Raw genomic sequence first — 16,796 nt, forward strand, 5'->3', positions numbered from 1 at the left:
AGGCGCTACTTGCGTGTTGACGGTGCCATGCGTCCGGCAGGTTCCTTGCCGGCGAAGATGCGGGACGGGAGCACGAATCCGCGCAGCCATAGCATTTCCAGCGGACCCTGACTCACGTCTGTGCGCAACTGATAGCTGATCGGATAGGCAAGGTCCGCCGACGCTGGCCGCTTTGCATCGCGTGCAATGAGGGCAGCGGCGTCGGGTTGTACGGCAGCACCGGGCTCGCCCGTGCCAGCGCCCGCCTTTTGGTCCCCAGTGTCCGCGCTGGCTTGCCAGGTCAGCTGAAACGTCGCAGTGTCGATTGGCATGACGCGCGCGCGCTCCAGCATCCGCACCCAGCCCCAAGGCCCGCTGAACTCGTAGTTCTTGTTGGTGCCGGCCTTCTCGGTTTGCCATTGCAGCCTGGTGCCGGGCTCCTGCAGGTTGCTGGCCGGCCACGTCATGAACTGCCAGGTCTCGCGCTGGTTGTAGTAGTGCAGTTTCTGGTTATCCACGGTCAGCAGCGAGTCCGTCAGGCCGGGCGTCGGAATCGGCTTGAGCTGGAAGCGATACGCGGGCTCGCCCTGCGCCAGCAGGTGGGCGGCAATATGCTGCAGCGTATTGATGCCCTTGAGAAAGGCGGGATCGAAGGCCATGGCCTGTCCTGCGGTGGCCGAGGGTACCCATTGATCCCCCTGCAACTCGAGCACGCCAGCAAGGTTCGTTGCCAGAAATGCGTGGATCAGACCGCTTTGCGGGCGCAGGAAGCGCGCCAGTTCCGGCAGCGAGGCGTCATTGGCGGTGTCGGCGAACGGGTAGCGTCCTGCAAACGACCGGCCCCACGCCATCGCAATGTTCTGGCGCCATGCATCATCCAGGCTTGCCTGGGCGGGCAGCAGGACCACCTGAGTGGCCTGCGCGATCGGGCGCACGAACAGGGCGTCTCCCATGCCGGCCCATTGGTTACCGAAGCTGGCCGCCATCAGCTGTGCATAGGCCTGGGTATCGGCCAACTCCGAGCCTTTGCCTTGAAACAAGGCTTGGGCCATCTGGCGCGCCTGGGCATCGCCATCACTACTGGTGCTGATCTGCTGCAGGCGCAGCCGCAAGGCCGTCGCGCGATCGAGATAACGTTGCAGACTCAGGTCGCCCTGATTGCCTTGGAGGCCCTGGCCGCCCTGGCCCACCAGCCGCAGCACTGGACCGAACGCGATCCCGAGCGGGCCGGCAGGGTCGGCCTTGGCGACCTCCGGTACCTCGATCTTCTTGCCGATCAGGTCGCGGGCCTTGTTGACCAGCGTGTCCGACAGCGAATCCTTGCGCGCCCCGGCGCCACCCTGGTACTCCAGCGACTTCATCAGCGCGATCACCGGCGACTGGCGCGCGTCGGCCAGGAGCTTGAGCTGGTCGATAACGGCAGGTAGCGTCGCCGCTGGCTCCCATTGCGCGCTGTTCATGAACTGCTGCCAATGGTCGGCGTACTCGTCGAAGTACTGCTCGGTCAGGGCGGCCTGCAGGTCCTTGCCGGAATCTGCGTCGGCATCCGGCTGTGGCGGCTTGCCTCCCGTCAGCACCCAGTCGCTGGCGACCTGCTTGCGCTTGGCGGCTTCCTCAATGGCTGCAGCTACGTAACCCTCATAGGCCTGCCGGGTGAAGACGCCGGGCACCAGCGCGACAGCGCGCAGCAACCCGCGCGGGTCCGTGCCGGCGGTCAGGGAGGCCAGGGTCTGGTCGGGGTATTTGTTGCCAGCGCCGCGGAGGATGCCCTGATAAATGGTGTCCTGCGCATTGCGCTCCCCGATCACCGCTAGCAGGGTCTGCCGTGCACCGGTCACCAGCTCTGGACGGGGCTCGATGCGCCAGTCCGGGTTGGCCTTCAGGTGCTCGGCGTAGAACCTGGCGAACCGCTCGGCCAGATCCTGCTTCTGTCCAGGGGGAATCCTCGCGTCGGTGGTCCAGTGCTGCCCCAGTTGCTGCGCGAGGAATGCAGCATCCACTCGCTCCGGGTGGGCGAGCATGAGGTAGGCCTTGAGGGTGTCGTGTCCCTGCAGTGCCCACTTGCTGGTTTCTTCATTCAGTCCGCTGGTCTGCAGTTGCGACAGGTCGACCAGTTTCGCTTCCAGGTCCTGTGCCGCCGGAGCGACAAGGATGTCGCGGCTGGCCTTTGCGTAAGGCTTCCACAGCGCGGCCAGTACGTCGGCATCGCGGTTCAGGCCGAAGCGGGTGAAGAGCGGCGCGTGGTGTTGGACGCGGTCCTCGTAGCGCTGGATTTGCTGTTGCAGGGTATCGAGCGCCTGCAGGCGTGCGGCGGTACTGGGCGTAGATTGGATCTCGTGCGCGGCCTGCTGTGCGGCCTGCAGGTCTCGCGCGTTCTGGAGACCGGACAGAAACATGCCCCCAATCCACAAGCTGATAGCGGACAGAGCCAATACCGTAAGCACCGTCACGGGATGAAAGCCTATACGACGCCCCGGCTGTCGCCGTGCGGTATCGCCTAAATGTTGCCACAGCGGCAATTCCGCAATGGCGTCGAGGTATTCCCTATCATCAAACGCCGGCGCAAAGGCGAAACCGCGAACCGGCAACTTCCTGCGGGTACCGCCCTCCAATTCGCCAAGCCAATTGGCCAGTGCCTTGGCGCGGCCATCCAGCCATTGGGAAAGCTGTCCCAGATAAATCTCCCGGCCATTCTGGGGGAGTCGTTCCAAACTCTGTTCCGATAGTTGATCACGTAGCGCATGTAGCGCGGCCTCGATTCCACTGGAGTTCGCTTGCCGGGACACCTCACAGGCAATGACTGGCATATCGGCGGGCGAAATGGAACTTGCGTGAACAATTTCGAGCGCATGAATCGGAGCAGACCAGCGCAAACTCTCAGCAACGCGCGCAAGGGCGATGGAAAAAGCATGCGTGCCATAACGTTCCTTGAGCGGGGTTGTCGCCCCGTCCAAGACCAGCACAACCAAGTCGATAGGGCGCCGACGGCGCAGTTTCGAGAGTTGTTTGAGTCGAGCCGTCTCCAATTTGCTGCGAACCAGTACAGCATGCGGAGTGATTAGCCAGCCCTGTTCATCCAGGTCAGGTAGCCGTTGCGCGATGGCGGCATCGTCGCCGATCAACAGCAGCCAAGGCAGACGATAGCGCCAACGTAGGCCGTACCGCTGTCGCAACTCACTACGTAAATCGTCAAGATCCTTCGGTGCTCGTTGCGTGAGGCGGGACTTCAGTAGGCTCGCTTGTGTAGTATCGGCCAACTCAGGTTCACGGCGGCGAAGCGACATAGTCAGCGCACGCACCGCATCCCACGCGCGCGCAAAACGATCCAATGACGCAAGCACAGCGAGAATGAGCGTGCCGAAAGCCACCAAGGAAAGCCAAAGGCTCCGAGCATCGGGGGTCTTGATGCCGAGACTTTCTCCCCAAATCACGATAGCGCAAGTGATCAGGAGCGCAAGCACAAGGAGGGAAAGCAAATCTATCCGTAGCTTCTTCATGACTTTCAAACTTCTTCCTAGCAATCGGCGTTCCGGGCGCGCATGCAACGGTAGCGACCAGGGGCTATGCTAAGGCGAATCAAATGTCCATATAGGAGGTGTACTGCGTGGGGATCAGGAGGGGGCTTGGGTGACACTTGCAGACACACAGATCGTCGCTCAGGGCAGCTTCGCGGCCATCCGGGCCTTTCATTGCCAGTCTTGGGCCGCTGCAGACAATGACTCCCATGGTTTTGCAGACCGGGCACCAAACTGGATCGCCCTCATAGGCTTGATCGCGGTTCCCAACCATGTCGTCGGCCCTGCCACCTTCGACCCTGCCACCAACAGTCGTTGGGTCGCCTCTCTGAATGTCGTAGCGTCTTGTCACACCATCTTCCTTCAAGAATCTGCCTGCGTTCGATCAGAATCCCGCGTTACATCTTTATCGGCGTCACGGCGGACCACAGCGGTGAGCATTGTTCTTTGCTCCGCCGTTACGATGATCTGACACGGGGTCTGCTCTGAAAGCGCGTCCACGGCGCATGCCAACGCCAGCCAGGGAGATGCCACACCGGCATAACCGATCGTCTGATCGATATCCGTTGGTGTAGCCTCCAACCCAAGCTGCCGTGCGGCTTCATGTAGCTTGCTGCTTTGATCGACACTCAACCCAGACTTCCAGCCAGAAGGAATCTTCTCGGCTGTCACATCGGCCCACTTCAAGGCATTCGCCAACATGGCTTCTGGCGCATCGACGTCCCCCCACACTGGCCTGTGCAGGCTTGCGCACGCCGTGAGAGCATGTTTGCGGACCAGTACATCGGACGCTAGCAGCAAAGCCGTGCCGGCTTCGCAGGTTCCTGTCGGAGGCGAATTGCCGATAACTGGGTGCAATTGGATGGCGACGACGAGTCGTGTCACTTGCGTTGCCTCTTCGGCAACGATGCGATCTAGCCAGTCATCCATGATGCCGATGCCGGATGGCGTATCTTCATCGGCGATCTGCATGGAGGATGGCAGGCGCCGCTCAGTCCAGCACTCCTGCCAAAGAGCCACATACGCTTCCCGGTCCAACTCCCCAGAGAGCCACAAGCTAACTTCGATCCCGGAACGGGATGGGAGAGCTCGAATGGCTTTCGCCATGTCGGCAAGCAGTTCCGAGTACAGCCATCGCGTCACGGCGACTTGGCGAGCGCTATCGTCCATTTCAGAATCCAGCTTGCCCCCCGGCACTTCGATCCACCGCGCCTTGACGGGGTCACTATCGGAAGCAAGGGCATCTCGCGTCGTCAGATTGACGGACCCAGATCGCACAGCCGAACTGGCATTCTCCCGCCTTTCCGCCGAGAAACGAAAGGCTGACCCGAGAAGAATCAAGGGACGAGACGCTGCAGCAAAGACCGCTTCGTTGTACTCATGTGCAGCTTCACGTTGCATCTCGGCGTCCAGCTTTCTTCCTTCAAAGTAGCTGTACCTCCTCAGCACGACAAAAAGCGGGATGCCTAGCGGAAAGATGATCAAGGTCACCCAGAATTTGAACGTGTTCGTGGGCAATTGTGCCGGCCAGAAACGAAGAATTCCCAAAGCGAGTACCGACGCAGTCGCGAGGTGCACAATGGCCCAGAGAATTCTGGACGGACGTGCCACAGCTTCGGTGTTTTCTGTCGGCAACAGCGAGAAATCGACTGCCATGTCAAGCGAAGCTTCGCTTCCCCACCGAAGTGACATGGAACTGCCCGACGCCCCGAGTCACGCCTTGTGACTCGGGGTTCAAATCCGTCCCGTAGTCTTTCTCATTGCTCGTTGGAAACACCTCTTCGCAGAGATAGTGCATCGCTTGCCCAACTGTCATGGCAGGGTTCCGAAGAGCCTCCATGCGATTGGAAAGTGCAACGACAGGCATTGCGCTCAGCGCAAGAAGAACACAACGGCGAGAGATTGGTTTCATACGGCCCCCGGACGTAGACGAATAGAATCAATCACGGCGTCCCACAATTCCAGCGCTTCTTCATCGCTGGCGAAGGATTCCCTGTTGGTGGTGTAAGCGCTTTCACCGACCCTGAGCGTGGCGTTCAGATTGGGTTCCACCAGCGAGTGCGCCATGCCGGGGGCCTCCCATTTGAATCCGTAGCCGCGCTTTCCGTCCTGATTGCTTGCCAGCAGGATCTCGTCCGCCTGAATGGGGCCGACCGGACGTGCGCGGTCACGTAGACGCGCGAACCCCGCTATCGTGCCAAGCAGCCCGGCAACGACACCTCCGGCCCGCTCGCGCAAACCGGGTTCCACCCGACGCTGTGCATAGGATGTGAGCTCGAAGAAGACATCGGGCTTGCCGGGCAACTGGATGACCATGCGCCAGCTTTCTCGGTTGAAATCGTTGTCCGCGAGAATTGCGTCATCGACCACGTAGCCGACACCCTCTGGAATTTTCCCTGAAGGAATCTGGTGCCACTCGCGAGAGAGCTCTTCGCAAGTAGCCAAGGCTGTCGATTTGCGACTTTTTGACACATCTCCCGAGTAGCTAAGAAATCGCGTACCTGCACGAAAATAGGTATCAAATACGTAAGGCTGATACCGCTCCTCCGCGTCGGAGTTCGGCCAGGATATCAACGTTACTCCACCGTTCGAATGCGAGACGCGCTCGATGAATAGACTGTCGTGTGTGGCCGTCCTGGCTAGGCGCAACGACTGTACTTTCTGAGCGAGAAATCGCTCGTAGTCTTCCTGGCTCCGGATATCCAGTAACGGTTTGATCTTGACCTTGTTGAAGGAATAGGTCTCGATCGTCTTGGCGTTCTCGGGGATGTCCACCAAGTGTCGGCCAATCGCTCGCGTTCTCCATCCTTGTTTCATGGATTCTCCTTCTTGTGCCAGTTTGCCTGTTGGGCGATCTTGATCACCGCGTACATCGTTGCGAAGAGCGATCGCCGATGCGCGTCGCCATAGCTTCCCTGATGGTCGTAGCAAAAGTATTCATTGCTCTGCCCTGGATTACTCTGTCCATGCGCAAAGCTCATCGCAACGCCGGCTTTACCTGGGGCTTCGCCCGAGTACACTGGCACCGTGCCGTCACCAGGACAGTCAGGATCGGCGATCGTTAAGACAGAACCTTTGTTGGTTCTAAGCGTTCCTTTACCGTCGTCCCGTACCACAGTGATTGCCGCCGGACCGAAAGCGGATACTTCGTTGATTTCCCATGTCACCTCTCCCCAGCTCATACGGTCCTTGGCAGCCATCAGACCTGACCCGAGCAGCCCGCCGGCGTCCTTGTCGACCTCGCGTAGACCCTGCGCCCCATAGTGGGCATAGGTGGGCGACTTATATTGCTTCTCGATAGCGCTGTGAAACTCTCTGACCAGTCCGATGGTTGTTGTCAACTCTTCGCGAGGAGCATCACGCTCTTCCTTTTCGTGTCCTTGGCTTTTCTTGTCACCAGGATCCATCAACGCCAAATTGTGATCAGGCACAAGCCCATACCATGCCGGAGACAGATAGATCTCCTCATAGGGGTCTCCACCTGCCGGTAAGGGCGGCATCAGCTCGTTTCCTTTGTTGTCCCGCACGAACAGCCATGGCTTGCCGTCGTTGTAATCAGCGGTCGGCAACAACTCGAGTCCACCCGGAGCTTGCGAAAGAATGGCCACAACGTCGGCGGCGTTGCGCCCCAGAAACAGCTTTTCCGCTCCTTCAAAGCCCGCGCGCATGCGCTTATACGTGGCCGGCGCACCTGTTGCGGGCTGAACGCCGTGCGAAACGCCAAGGACCTTGTCGCATTGATGAATCTCGGTCAGCGCACGGCTGACCAGCCCTCCCATCGAGTGAGTGACGACGATGACCTTTTCCGCCATCGGCCGATTCGGCTTCTTGCGCTGAATACTGCATTGGTTGCTCCCCTCACCATCCGGTGTGTCCTTGACGGTCACGCGCTTGCCCTCGTTGTAGTAGGGAAGAATCGTGTTTTCGACCAGGTCCTTGATGGCTGCGCCAGAATCCTTGTTGCTCTGCAGCCAGTTGTAACCACCTGCCCAAACATCGAACTGATAGTTGGCTGCGTGCAAAACTTCTTCTCGTGTCAGCGCGTCGCCCTCTTTTGCACCCCATTCGCTCGGCGAATCCTGACTAGATTCCTCCGCCCAACCCTTGAAGTCGGCTTCGCAACGATCGAAATCGTACCGGGCCAAGTCATTGAGCAGTTTTTGCAACTGCCCCATGAATGGGTGGTAGCTGGAGCGCATCAATGCACCCCACCCGCGCGCTACCAACACGTTCTTCGGCAGTCCGCTTTCGCCCGCGTCAATAGGCCCACTGGGGTCGACCTCAACCGTTTCGGTCGCCAGGTCATCGGCCCGCTCGTTGGTATTCTTGAGTAGGTAGCTGAACAGTTGCACGATCAGGTCTGCTCCACCTCTTAGATCGAGGTTCGGGGGACTCCACGCGCTTGATTTGCCTTCCTTCTTACGGAGGTTGGTTCCCATGATGCCCGGTACGAAAAGGATGGGAATCACATACGGCTTTGCCAGCACGATTTTTTCACGCTGGTCCTCCTCAGAGGTCAGTGTCGCGGAACTGTACTGATCGCCGTTCTTGTCGACGGTACTGTGAATGATGACGGTATTGGATTCGGCCATAGTCTTCGCAACGAATTGGGGAGTTAGTCGAGCGGACGAATTTGTACGGGCTCCACGAAGATGCTCTTCTGGACTGGCGTCTTGCCGGACGCGTCCGTTTGCATCTTGAGTCTCGTGCCGTCGCCTCTGGCTATTTCAATGGCAGAGTTGGAGAGTGGCTCCCCTGTCGATGGATTCCGAAGGACATAGGTGTCATTGAATTTTGCGTGCTGCCACGTGTTCATCGACTGAGCCAGCGAGCTGGGTCCCTGGCGGCTGAATGCCGCCGACCTGATGGTCCGGTCTCCGCGCGTTCCGTCCTCGATCCCGGTTGACGACATTCGCAGATACGAGCCGCCACACTTGAGCAGCAGCTCGTCCTTTGCCTCGATGACGACGCGACCATTTGCACTGGTAATCGTCATGTGTTTATCCGCGAGAAGACGCATTTCGTCGCTCTGGGCCTGGAGTTCAACCTTTCCCCGCGCAGCAACCAACTTGACGCCCAGCTTCTGGGCAAAGATGGACACCAACTCGCCCGCAGCCAGCGTGAAGCGTTTTGCGATGCTGAAATCCGCGTGGCTGCCCGCCGTAGCAATGAGGTTTTGGGCGGCTGTGCATTGCAGGTCATTACCGGAGGCCAGCGCCACGCCGGCAGGAGCACTGACGAGAATTCCCGCTCTCTTGAGTTGTGCGAGAGACTCATCGAGGAGGGCTTTCTGCCTAGCGTAGTCAGCGGCTACCGCCTCGGCTGCCTTGGCCGCAGCACCCAACGCCTCGCTTTGCTGAAGCGCCTGCTGCAGTAGCCCCTTTGCAGCCTCCATATCAAGTTGCTGGCCGTGGGCGTTCGGCTGGTCATCTGCCGAGATCAGCAGACCCTTGCCCCCACGCACGGCACCCCATCCGGACGTGCGCAATTCAAAGCCGTCGCCGCGTTTCTGCTTCTTGCCGTCAACCAGGTAGCCCAGATTGAGTTGGGTCTTGCCGCCGTACTCCGTCGAGAGCTTGATGCCTTCCTGGCCCTCCCAATCCTCCATGCGCAGCTTGTTGTTGCTCTGCGTGCGGATAACATTGCGCGACAGCCACCGGTCCGCGGTCGTGATGTGGTCGCCCTGATAGCTGTTGTGGTGGGCCGACGCGATATAGGGCTTGTTCGGGTTCCCGTCCGTGAAGGCAATGGCCACCTCAGTTCCGTCCAGCAGCGGGAAGTGGAAGCCAGTCTGAAGGCCGCCAGCGAAGGGTTTGGCGAGGCGTAGCGGCACGCTCTCGCCGCCGGAGGGCCACTCCTCGAAGTCCAGGTCGAAGCGCACCGTGTAATGCCCGTCCTGGGTCAGGTAGGCGTACTTGTACTTGTTCGGTGACGTGACGCGTGCACCGAGCGTGCCTGCAATGCGCGGCCAGTTCGCTTCGTCTAGCGGCAGCCGGAAGCGCCGGTCGGACGGAATGGACTTGAAGGAATTGCGGTAGGCCTGATCGCGCGCGCCGCTGTGCGTGACCTCGGTGATCACCTGACCGTTGGGCGCATCGAGGAGCGCAAGGTTCAGGCGCAGGATGCGTGCCGGGCGCAACTCCAGCACGTTGCTCTCGCCCTCATAGACGACTTGCCCGGCAATGGCTGCCTCGTGGCGTAGCTGCGCTTCCCACTTGGCGCTGTCCTGATCCAGGTGGTGCGTGCCATAGAAGTATGGCTGGCCGTAAGTCGTGCGGTCCTTGCGCGCGATGTTCGCCTCGGCCTGGAAGCGCTCGTAGGCCTGCGCCGGGTTGCGGTCAGCGGCCCGGACCGATTGCGCCACCGTCCTGGCGACGGTCTTGATGGCGTAGACGGCTTCCACCCCGGATTCCAGCCCTGCTGTCTCCTGATACGGTGGCCGCAGTTCCGGCTGATAAAGGTAGTGGTCGATATCGTCCGCCACCACCCAGTTTTCCCCGAATTTGCCCGGAACGAAGTAGCTGTACAACCCTTCCTGCTCCATCAGCAGGCGGATGTAGTCCCAGTCGGACATCTGGTACTGGAGCCGGAACTTGTGCTGCGGATACTGGCGGCGCGTCTTGAAGGCGAACTGGTGTCCCTTGAGGTCGTGCCGCCGCAGGATGGCCTCGATGATCTGCGGCGCGGTCTTGTGCTGATAGACACGGCTGGCATGCGTGAGCCGCAAGCGCGCCACGAGGGGTTCCACCACCATTTCATAGGCAGCGAAGTCGCGCGTCTGCCTGGTCTTGGCGAAGCGGGTAATGCAGCCGGCGAACCGGCGAGGCTCGTCACCGTCGGCGGCGTCGATCACGAACGCCGCGTCGCGACCAAGATAGTCCGCGCGGTCCAGTTCCAGCGGATGCGTCAGCTGCACGGTCACCACATAGGGTTCACCCAGGCGCTCCACGGCCTTGAACGACACCACTGAAAGCGCGGCGGCAGTGGGCGCGCTGGGGACCTCCAGGAAATACGCCTGTCGACCGGTAATTCCCTTGGGCAGATCGCTCGCAGTCGCCTTTGGTTCCTCCACCACACTAGCCATTGTTCTTTGCTCCGTTCTCAACGTGATCGAACCCTGCCGGAGAGCGGCAATTCGGGCGTTCTCACGTTCTCCTCGGTCCGGACGGTACGCTAATTTATTACGGACGCAAACATATCTAGGTCAAATATCGATTTAAATCAATGATCTGTAAATCGGTATTTAAATTTGGGAAGTTTCATATATTTTCCGCTGATCTTTCATGTTACTTATCACACCGGATCGCCCGCGCCGGACTACAGAATATGGATCTGGTTTCATGCTCCAAGCAACTTTTTAATCAGAGATAAGAGGGAAAAAAATGGCTGAAAGTTTCCAGAATGAAGTGCCCAAAGCACGGATCAACATCAAGCTGGACCTGCATACCGGCGGTGCGCAGAAGAAGGTCGAGTTGCCGCTCAAGATGCTGGTGATGGGCGACTACAGCAATGGACAGGACACCCGCGCCCTTGCAGAGCGTGAGAAGGTCTCGATCAACAAGAACAACTTCAATTCCGTCCTCGCCGATTTCAATCCCAAGGCCAGGATTGCGGTCGGCAACACGCTGGCCGGCGATGGCTCGGAACTTCCAGTCGACCTTGACTTCAAGTCCATGGACGACTTCAAACCGGAAGTTGTGGCGGGCCGCGTACCCGAGTTGCGGGCGTTGATGGCCGCGCGTAACCTGCTGCGCGACCTCAAGTCGAATCTGCTCGACAACGCGATGTTCCGCCGCGAGCTGGAAAAGATCCTCAAGGATCCGTCCCTGTCCGAGCGCCTGCGTGCCGATCTGCAAAGGATTGGCGAGAACGCCCCGTCCGCCCAGTAATCAGCCTATTTAGGATTGAATCCCATGGCCAAACAAGAGATTTCCGCACTCGCTCACAGCGAGGTTGACACCGTTGTGCTGGACGCGCCTGGCAAGACCGTCTACGAATCCCTTTGCGAGAAGATCAACCTGACCCCGGTCAGGAGCGCACGTCCGGTGGAATCCTTCCAGAGCCCAGAAGCATTGTCCGATTCATCGCTGGATGAGCGTGTTGCGCAAGCGATGCACGTATTCCTGAAGATGATCCAGGATTCATCGCAGCAGGTGGACCGGCTCGATAAGAGCCTGCTGGATTTTCATATCGCGCACCTGGACGAGCAGATCAGCCGCCAGCTTGATGCAATCATGCACCACGAAACATTCCAGCAGATCGAGTCTGCGTGGCGCGGGCTGAAGTTCCTGGTCGACCGCACGGACTTCCGCAAGAACGTCAAGATCGAGGTGCTGGATGCTTCCAAGGAAGCATTGCGCCAGGACTTCGAAGACACGCCGGAAGTGATCCAGAGCGGCTTGTACCTGCATACGTACATCCAGGAATACGACACGCCGGGCGGCGAGCCGATCGGCTCGATCATCTCCAACTACGCGTTCGATCGCAGCCCCCAGGATATCGCCCTGCTGCGCAATATCTCGAAGGTTTCGGCGGCGGCCCACATGCCGTTCATTGGATCGGTGTCACCGAAGTTCTTTGGTAAGGACTCGATGGAGGACGTGGCCAGCATTCGAGACATCGGCAATTATTTTGACCGTGCGGAATACCTGAAGTGGAAGAGCTTCCGCGATTCCGACGATGCCCGCTACATCGGCCTGACGCTGCCGCGCTTCCTCGCACGTTTGCCCTATGGTCCCGAAACGGTGCCAGTGCGCGCCTTCAACTATACCGAGGCCGTCAAGGGCCCCGATCACAATCGCTATCTGTGGGCGAATGCCTCGTTCGCCTTTGCCGCAAACATGGTGCAAAGCTTCATCAAGAACGGCTGGTGCGTGCAGATTCGCGGCCCGCAGGCCGGCGGCCTGGTGGAGGACCTGCCGATCCACTTGTATGACCTGGGTACCGGTAATCAGGCCAAGATCCCCACCGAGGTGCTGATCCCGGAAACGCGCGAGTTCGAGTTCGCCAATCTGGGCTTCATCCCGCTGTCGTACTACAAGAACCACGACTTCGCTTGCTTCTTCTCGGCGCACTCCACGCAGAAGCCGGCGCTCTATGACACCAGCGAGGCCACGGCCAACAGCCGGGTCAACGCGCGCCTGCCATACATTTTCCTGCTGTCGCGGATCGCCCATTACCTGAAGCTGATTCAGCGCGAGAACATCGGCACCACCAAGGACAGGCGCCTGCTGGAGCTGGAGCTGAACACGTGGGTCAAAACGCTGGTGACAGAAATGACCGATCCGGGCGACGAGCTGCAGGCCTCGCACCCGCTGCGCGAGGCGAAGGTAATTGTCGAGGATATCGAGGACAACCCGGGCTTCTTCCGCGTCAAGCTTTTCATCGTGCCGCACTTCCAGATCGAGGGCTTGGACATCAACCTGTCGCTGGTGTCGCAGATGCCGAAGGCGAAGAACTGAGTGCACTGAACCGGTTCGCCAGCACTGCTGCGCATTGCGTGGAGGAAAGTCCTCCATGCAATGCGCAGCCTCAGCCACGATGACGCGCCTCAGACTGCGCGGCGATTGATCACACATGAAGATAACGAGACCGCTGTGGGCACAAGGCATTTTCATGACTCCACAGCATTTTCAGCAGCAAGCGCTGTGGGAGCGCCATACCGACGAGCTGGTTGCGCGCATTGCGTGTCCGGAGCCGTGGGGCACCGTTCGTGTCGCACTCGACCCGCAAGCGCTATCCATCCACCGACTGGCCGTCAGTGCCTTGACTGTGCGCCTGCCCGACGGAACGGTGATTGACACGGAAACCGCGGACCGCACGCCACCGGCACGCGATCTCGCCGATGTGCCGGCTAGTGTCGATGCGGCAGTCGTACTGGTCGGCCTGCCACTGGTGGACGCCCAGGGTGGCAACTGCATGGAGGACGGCGAGCGTCCCGCCCGGCCGCGACGCTTCGTGCGCGAGTATCTGTCAGTGGCCGATCTGCATGGCGAAGGCAAGGAAGAGATTAGCGTCGAGCGGCACGCGCTCGCACTGCTCTTCGATTTCGAGGCCCACGGCGACTATGTGACCTGCCCGATCGCCCGGCTGATCCGCACGCCGCACGGGCGATTTGAACTCGACCCGACATTCGTGCCGCCGTGCTTGCTTGTCGCTGCGAGCGATAGGCTTACCGAGCGGATGAAGCGGCTCTCGGAGATCCTTGCCGCCAAGAGTGCGAGCCTGGCCGTGCGCCGAAGGGAGCGCTCGGACCAGATTGCCGACTTCGCCGTGGCAGATGTGGCGCTCTTCTGGCTGCTGCATAGCGTCAACAGCAATTGGCCGGAGCTGGCCCGCCTGTGTGCAGCACCGCGGCAACATCCGGAACGACTCTATGGCGTGCTGTCCCGCCTGGCCGGGGCGCTGCTGACTTTCTCGACCACCGAGACATTACAGGCCATTCCCGCTTACAACCACTTGGCGCCAGAACCGGTGTTCGCGGAACTGGAATCGCTAATCCGCACGCTGCTCGACACAGTCATCCCGTCGCGGGTGGTTCCCGTTGCGCTGGAACGAACAAGGCCCACGGCCTGGGTTGGCAAGATCCTCGACGAACGGCTGGTGGAAGGCGCCGAGTACTACTTGTCCGTCCAGGCAGGCTTGCCCGCTCACACACTGCTCGAACAGCTGCCGCGCCTGTGCAAGGCAGGTGCGCCAGACGAAGTCGAACAGATCGTCAACTCAGCGCTGCCGGGTATTCCCTTGCGCACCATGTCCCGCCTTCCCGCAGCGATTCCGGTCCGTGTCGAGAATCAGTACTTCGCACTGGATAGCGCGCATCCGGCCTTCCAGCGCATGCTGGCCGCGCGCGCGTGCCAGTTCTATGTTCCGGCCTCCGTGCCGGACGTATCGCTTGAACTTTTTGCGGTATTGCCGGCATGACGACGCTTACTACCATTCTGCCTCTCGCCTTGCGCGACACGGCCTTGACCGTTACGGAACTTGCCGGGGAAGCCAAGCCGGAGACTTTCGAGACCTTCCGGACCAGGTGCCTTGAGCACTTGAGCCGCCTGCGTGAAGAGTTCCACGCGGCCGGGCATTCGACGGCCGTGGTCGAAGATGCGGCCTACGCCCAATGCGCGTTGCTGGACGAGGTGGCCTTGCGCAGTCTGCAGGCCAAGGAGCGCGATGCCTGGGAACGTGAACCCCTGCAGGTCAAGGAGTTCCAGAGCCATGACGCTGGCGAGGAACTGATTGCCCGCATCGAGCGCCGATTGGCCGAACCCCAGCCGGTGTTGCCCCTGCTGGCCGTCTTCTACACCGTGCTGGGGCTGGGCTTCCAGGGCAAGTTCGCGCTGGAGGGCACCGGCGCCCGCGAGCGGCTGATGCGTGCCATCGACGAGCGTCTGGAGCGTGGCGGCGTTCAAAAGAACACGGGGCCGGTGATCGTTACGAGTGGGCAGGCAAGAGAATGGCGAGGCCTGTCGCCAGTGGCCTGGGTGGGCATCGCCCTGGCTGGTGCGGCTCTGGTCTATGTTGCGCTGGACCGATGGCTGGCCGTGTCGATCGCCCAGCTCGGTGGCTGAAAGGGTGTTCGTGACAGGCTATCCCTATCGCACGCTTTTCAGTTGGGTCACGGCGCTCGCGCTGGCCTGGCTGGCCCTCAGCTCTCCCTGGGCAATGACCTGGAACCTGCTGCTGGCCGGGCTCGTCATCGTGCTGGCGCTTGTGGCTATCGTGGTTGCGACGCGGCGTGCCCGTGCCCGCAGACAGGCGTCGCGGGCCGTGCTGGAGGCCATCCACGTGTCGTTGGACACGCTTCCGGGAGACCTTCGCCAAAACACCCCGATCGTGCTGACCGTGGGCGACTGCGCGCCCGCGCTGGTCTTTGGCGAACCGCTGGTTCGGATGACGGACGCCGCGATCTGGGTGCGCGTGCACGAGCCCACCAGGCTGGCCTACGTGGCCGATGCGCTGAAGCGCTGGCGCGAGGGCCAGGGGCCCGATGCCGTCGCGTGCCTGGTAGGCGCGGACCAGGCATGCGATCCGGCTACGCTCAGCGCTGGACTCAGGCGTTGGCGTGCTGCTATCGGCGAGGCCAGTCGTGCCGTCGGGTATCCGCTGCCGGTCTGCGTCGCCGTGTACGCGGAAGAAGCCGGCGGCCCCCCTGATGACTGCCCGTGGTTTGGCATCTCTGGCGGGAGCCTGCCCTCGGGAGAAGCGCTGTGCGACCAACTGGCCGACCGCCTTGCACAGTATCCGCAGGCGGCAGCGCCAGTTGACCGTGCGGAGCGCATGGGGCGCGCCGCACGCCTGGATGCGCTCGTCAGGTGGGCGTCCGGCGCATTGTTGCCGGCCTTGCGGGATGATGGGCGGGAATCAGGACGAAGCGGGCGCCCGGTCCGCGTGGCGGCCTTCGGCGTGACTGCCGTGAAAGGCATCCCGGCTCATGATTCGCTCTACGCCCGTTTTGTGACGCAGCTCACTGGATTGGCAACGTCCGCACGGGAAGGGAATAGGGCGTCCTATCCCTTGCCGGATGCATTGATCCGTGGCATTGCTGTGCAGCCTGTGCGACGCGCCTTGCCGAGCGCGTTAGCACACGCCTTTGCCTGGCTGGCCCTGAGCTTCTGCGCGGCCGCAGCCGCGTCAGCTTGGCAGAACCGCGCATTGGTGACGCGCGTCTTTGGCGACATGGCCCATTACCGCACCATCGGCGCGGAGCACGACGCCGCACGGGTCGACGCGTTGCAGGCGCTCAAGCGCGATCGAGATGAACTCGAGCAGTACCAGAGCGCCGGCGTGCCGCCACGGCTCGGGCTGGGCTTCTATCGGGGCGCGAAGCTGCTGGCGCCCCTCAACACCCTGATCGCAGGCTATCAGCCGCCAGCACCACCGCCTTCGACCATCGAACTGAACAGCCTTTCGCTGTTCAAGAGCGGCAGCGCGGTGCTCAATCCCGGGTCCAACCGCGTCCTGATCGGCGCGCTGGAGTTGATCAAGGCTCATCCGGACAGGCGCGTACTGGTTGCTGGACACACCGACGCCGTAGGCGCCGCCCAATCAAACCTCAAGCTGTCCGAGGCACGTGCCGCCTCGGTGCGCGACTGGCTCGCCGATGCGGCTGGTCTGCCGGTGACGCGCTTCGCAATCCAGGGCTATGGCGACACCCGTCCCAAAGCACCCAACGACACGGAAGCCGGACGTTCGGCTAACCGCCGTGTCGAGATTACCCTCGTCCCAGATTGCCACGATGACCGTCGCGGCGTTCAGGAAACTTTGGGCCAGTCGGCCTGTTCATTCCAGCAAAAGGAGTAGGAA

Annotated in this window: 11 protein-coding genes; 5 read left to right on the plus strand and 6 right to left on the minus strand. The window is 61.0% G+C overall.

Translation table 11 applies throughout. From position 1 onward, the window contains the following. Nucleotides 1-5: 5 nt before the first annotated feature. The 6 genes from ACIGJG_RS22525 to ACIGJG_RS22550 all read right to left on the minus strand — a co-directional run bounded on the left by ACIGJG_RS22525 (nucleotide 6) and on the right by ACIGJG_RS22550 (nucleotide 10,578). On the minus strand, nucleotides 6-3,476 hold the full coding sequence (locus ACIGJG_RS22525) for an ImcF-related family protein (protein ID WP_011301382.1): 3,471 nt from the start codon (nucleotides 3,474-3,476) through the stop codon (nucleotides 6-8). A gap of 79 nt (nucleotides 3,477-3,555) precedes the next feature. After that, nucleotides 3,556-3,846: a PAAR domain-containing protein gene (locus ACIGJG_RS22530; protein WP_140949784.1), complete on the minus strand. Its 291-nt coding sequence runs from the start codon at nucleotides 3,844-3,846 to the stop codon at nucleotides 3,556-3,558. A gap of 11 nt (nucleotides 3,847-3,857) precedes the next feature. Beyond that, nucleotides 3,858-5,150: a hypothetical protein gene (locus tag ACIGJG_RS22535; RefSeq protein WP_041680315.1), complete on the minus strand. Its 1,293-nt coding sequence runs from the start codon at nucleotides 5,148-5,150 to the stop codon at nucleotides 3,858-3,860. 252 nt (nucleotides 5,151-5,402) lie between these two features. Then, nucleotides 5,403-6,311 (minus strand): T6SS immunity protein Tli4 family protein, encoded by a 909-nt coding sequence (locus ACIGJG_RS22540; protein WP_011301380.1) that lies wholly within the window; start codon nucleotides 6,309-6,311, stop codon nucleotides 5,403-5,405. Beyond that, complete coding sequence (locus tag ACIGJG_RS22545; protein WP_011301379.1) at nucleotides 6,308-8,086, minus strand: alpha/beta hydrolase family protein; 1,779 nt, start codon at nucleotides 8,084-8,086, stop codon at nucleotides 6,308-6,310. Before ACIGJG_RS22545 ends, ACIGJG_RS22540 begins: the two co-directional genes overlap by 4 nt. 23 nt (nucleotides 8,087-8,109) lie before the next feature. Then, a complete protein-coding gene (locus tag ACIGJG_RS22550; protein ID WP_220630673.1) occupies nucleotides 8,110-10,578 on the minus strand; it encodes a type VI secretion system Vgr family protein in 2,469 nt (822 codons plus the stop codon). A 298-nt stretch (nucleotides 10,579-10,876) separates the two neighbouring features. On the opposite strand from ACIGJG_RS22550, the gene tssB reads away from it, so the two are divergent. The 5 genes from tssB to ACIGJG_RS22575 all read left to right on the plus strand — a co-directional run bounded on the left by tssB (nucleotide 10,877) and on the right by ACIGJG_RS22575 (nucleotide 16,793). Beyond that, nucleotides 10,877-11,383, plus strand: coding sequence for a type VI secretion system contractile sheath small subunit (gene tssB / locus ACIGJG_RS22555; protein WP_011301377.1), 507 nt, complete (start codon nucleotides 10,877-10,879; stop codon nucleotides 11,381-11,383). A 24-nt stretch (nucleotides 11,384-11,407) separates the two neighbouring features. Next, nucleotides 11,408-12,955 carry a type VI secretion system contractile sheath large subunit gene (tssC, locus tag ACIGJG_RS22560; RefSeq protein ID WP_220630009.1) on the plus strand — a complete coding sequence of 516 codons (1,548 nt, stop codon included), beginning with the start codon at nucleotides 11,408-11,410 and terminating at the stop codon, nucleotides 12,953-12,955. Nucleotides 12,956-13,070: 115 nt separating this feature from the next. Further along, nucleotides 13,071-14,417 (plus strand): type VI secretion system baseplate subunit TssK, encoded by a 1,347-nt coding sequence (tssK, locus tag ACIGJG_RS22565; protein WP_220630010.1) that lies wholly within the window; start codon nucleotides 13,071-13,073, stop codon nucleotides 14,415-14,417. Beyond that, nucleotides 14,414-15,061, plus strand: a complete 648-nt coding sequence (locus ACIGJG_RS22570; RefSeq protein WP_140949737.1) for a DotU/TssL family secretion system protein — start codon at nucleotides 14,414-14,416, stop codon at nucleotides 15,059-15,061. Before tssK ends, ACIGJG_RS22570 begins: the two co-directional genes overlap by 4 nt. Next, complete coding sequence (locus ACIGJG_RS22575) at nucleotides 15,009-16,793, plus strand: OmpA family protein (RefSeq protein WP_483673944.1); 1,785 nt, start codon at nucleotides 15,009-15,011, stop codon at nucleotides 16,791-16,793. Before ACIGJG_RS22570 ends, ACIGJG_RS22575 begins: the two co-directional genes overlap by 53 nt. The last annotated feature ends 3 nt before the right edge of the window (nucleotides 16,794-16,796 follow it).

It is taken from the genome of Cupriavidus sp. C1SS-2L (genome assembly GCF_057073735.1).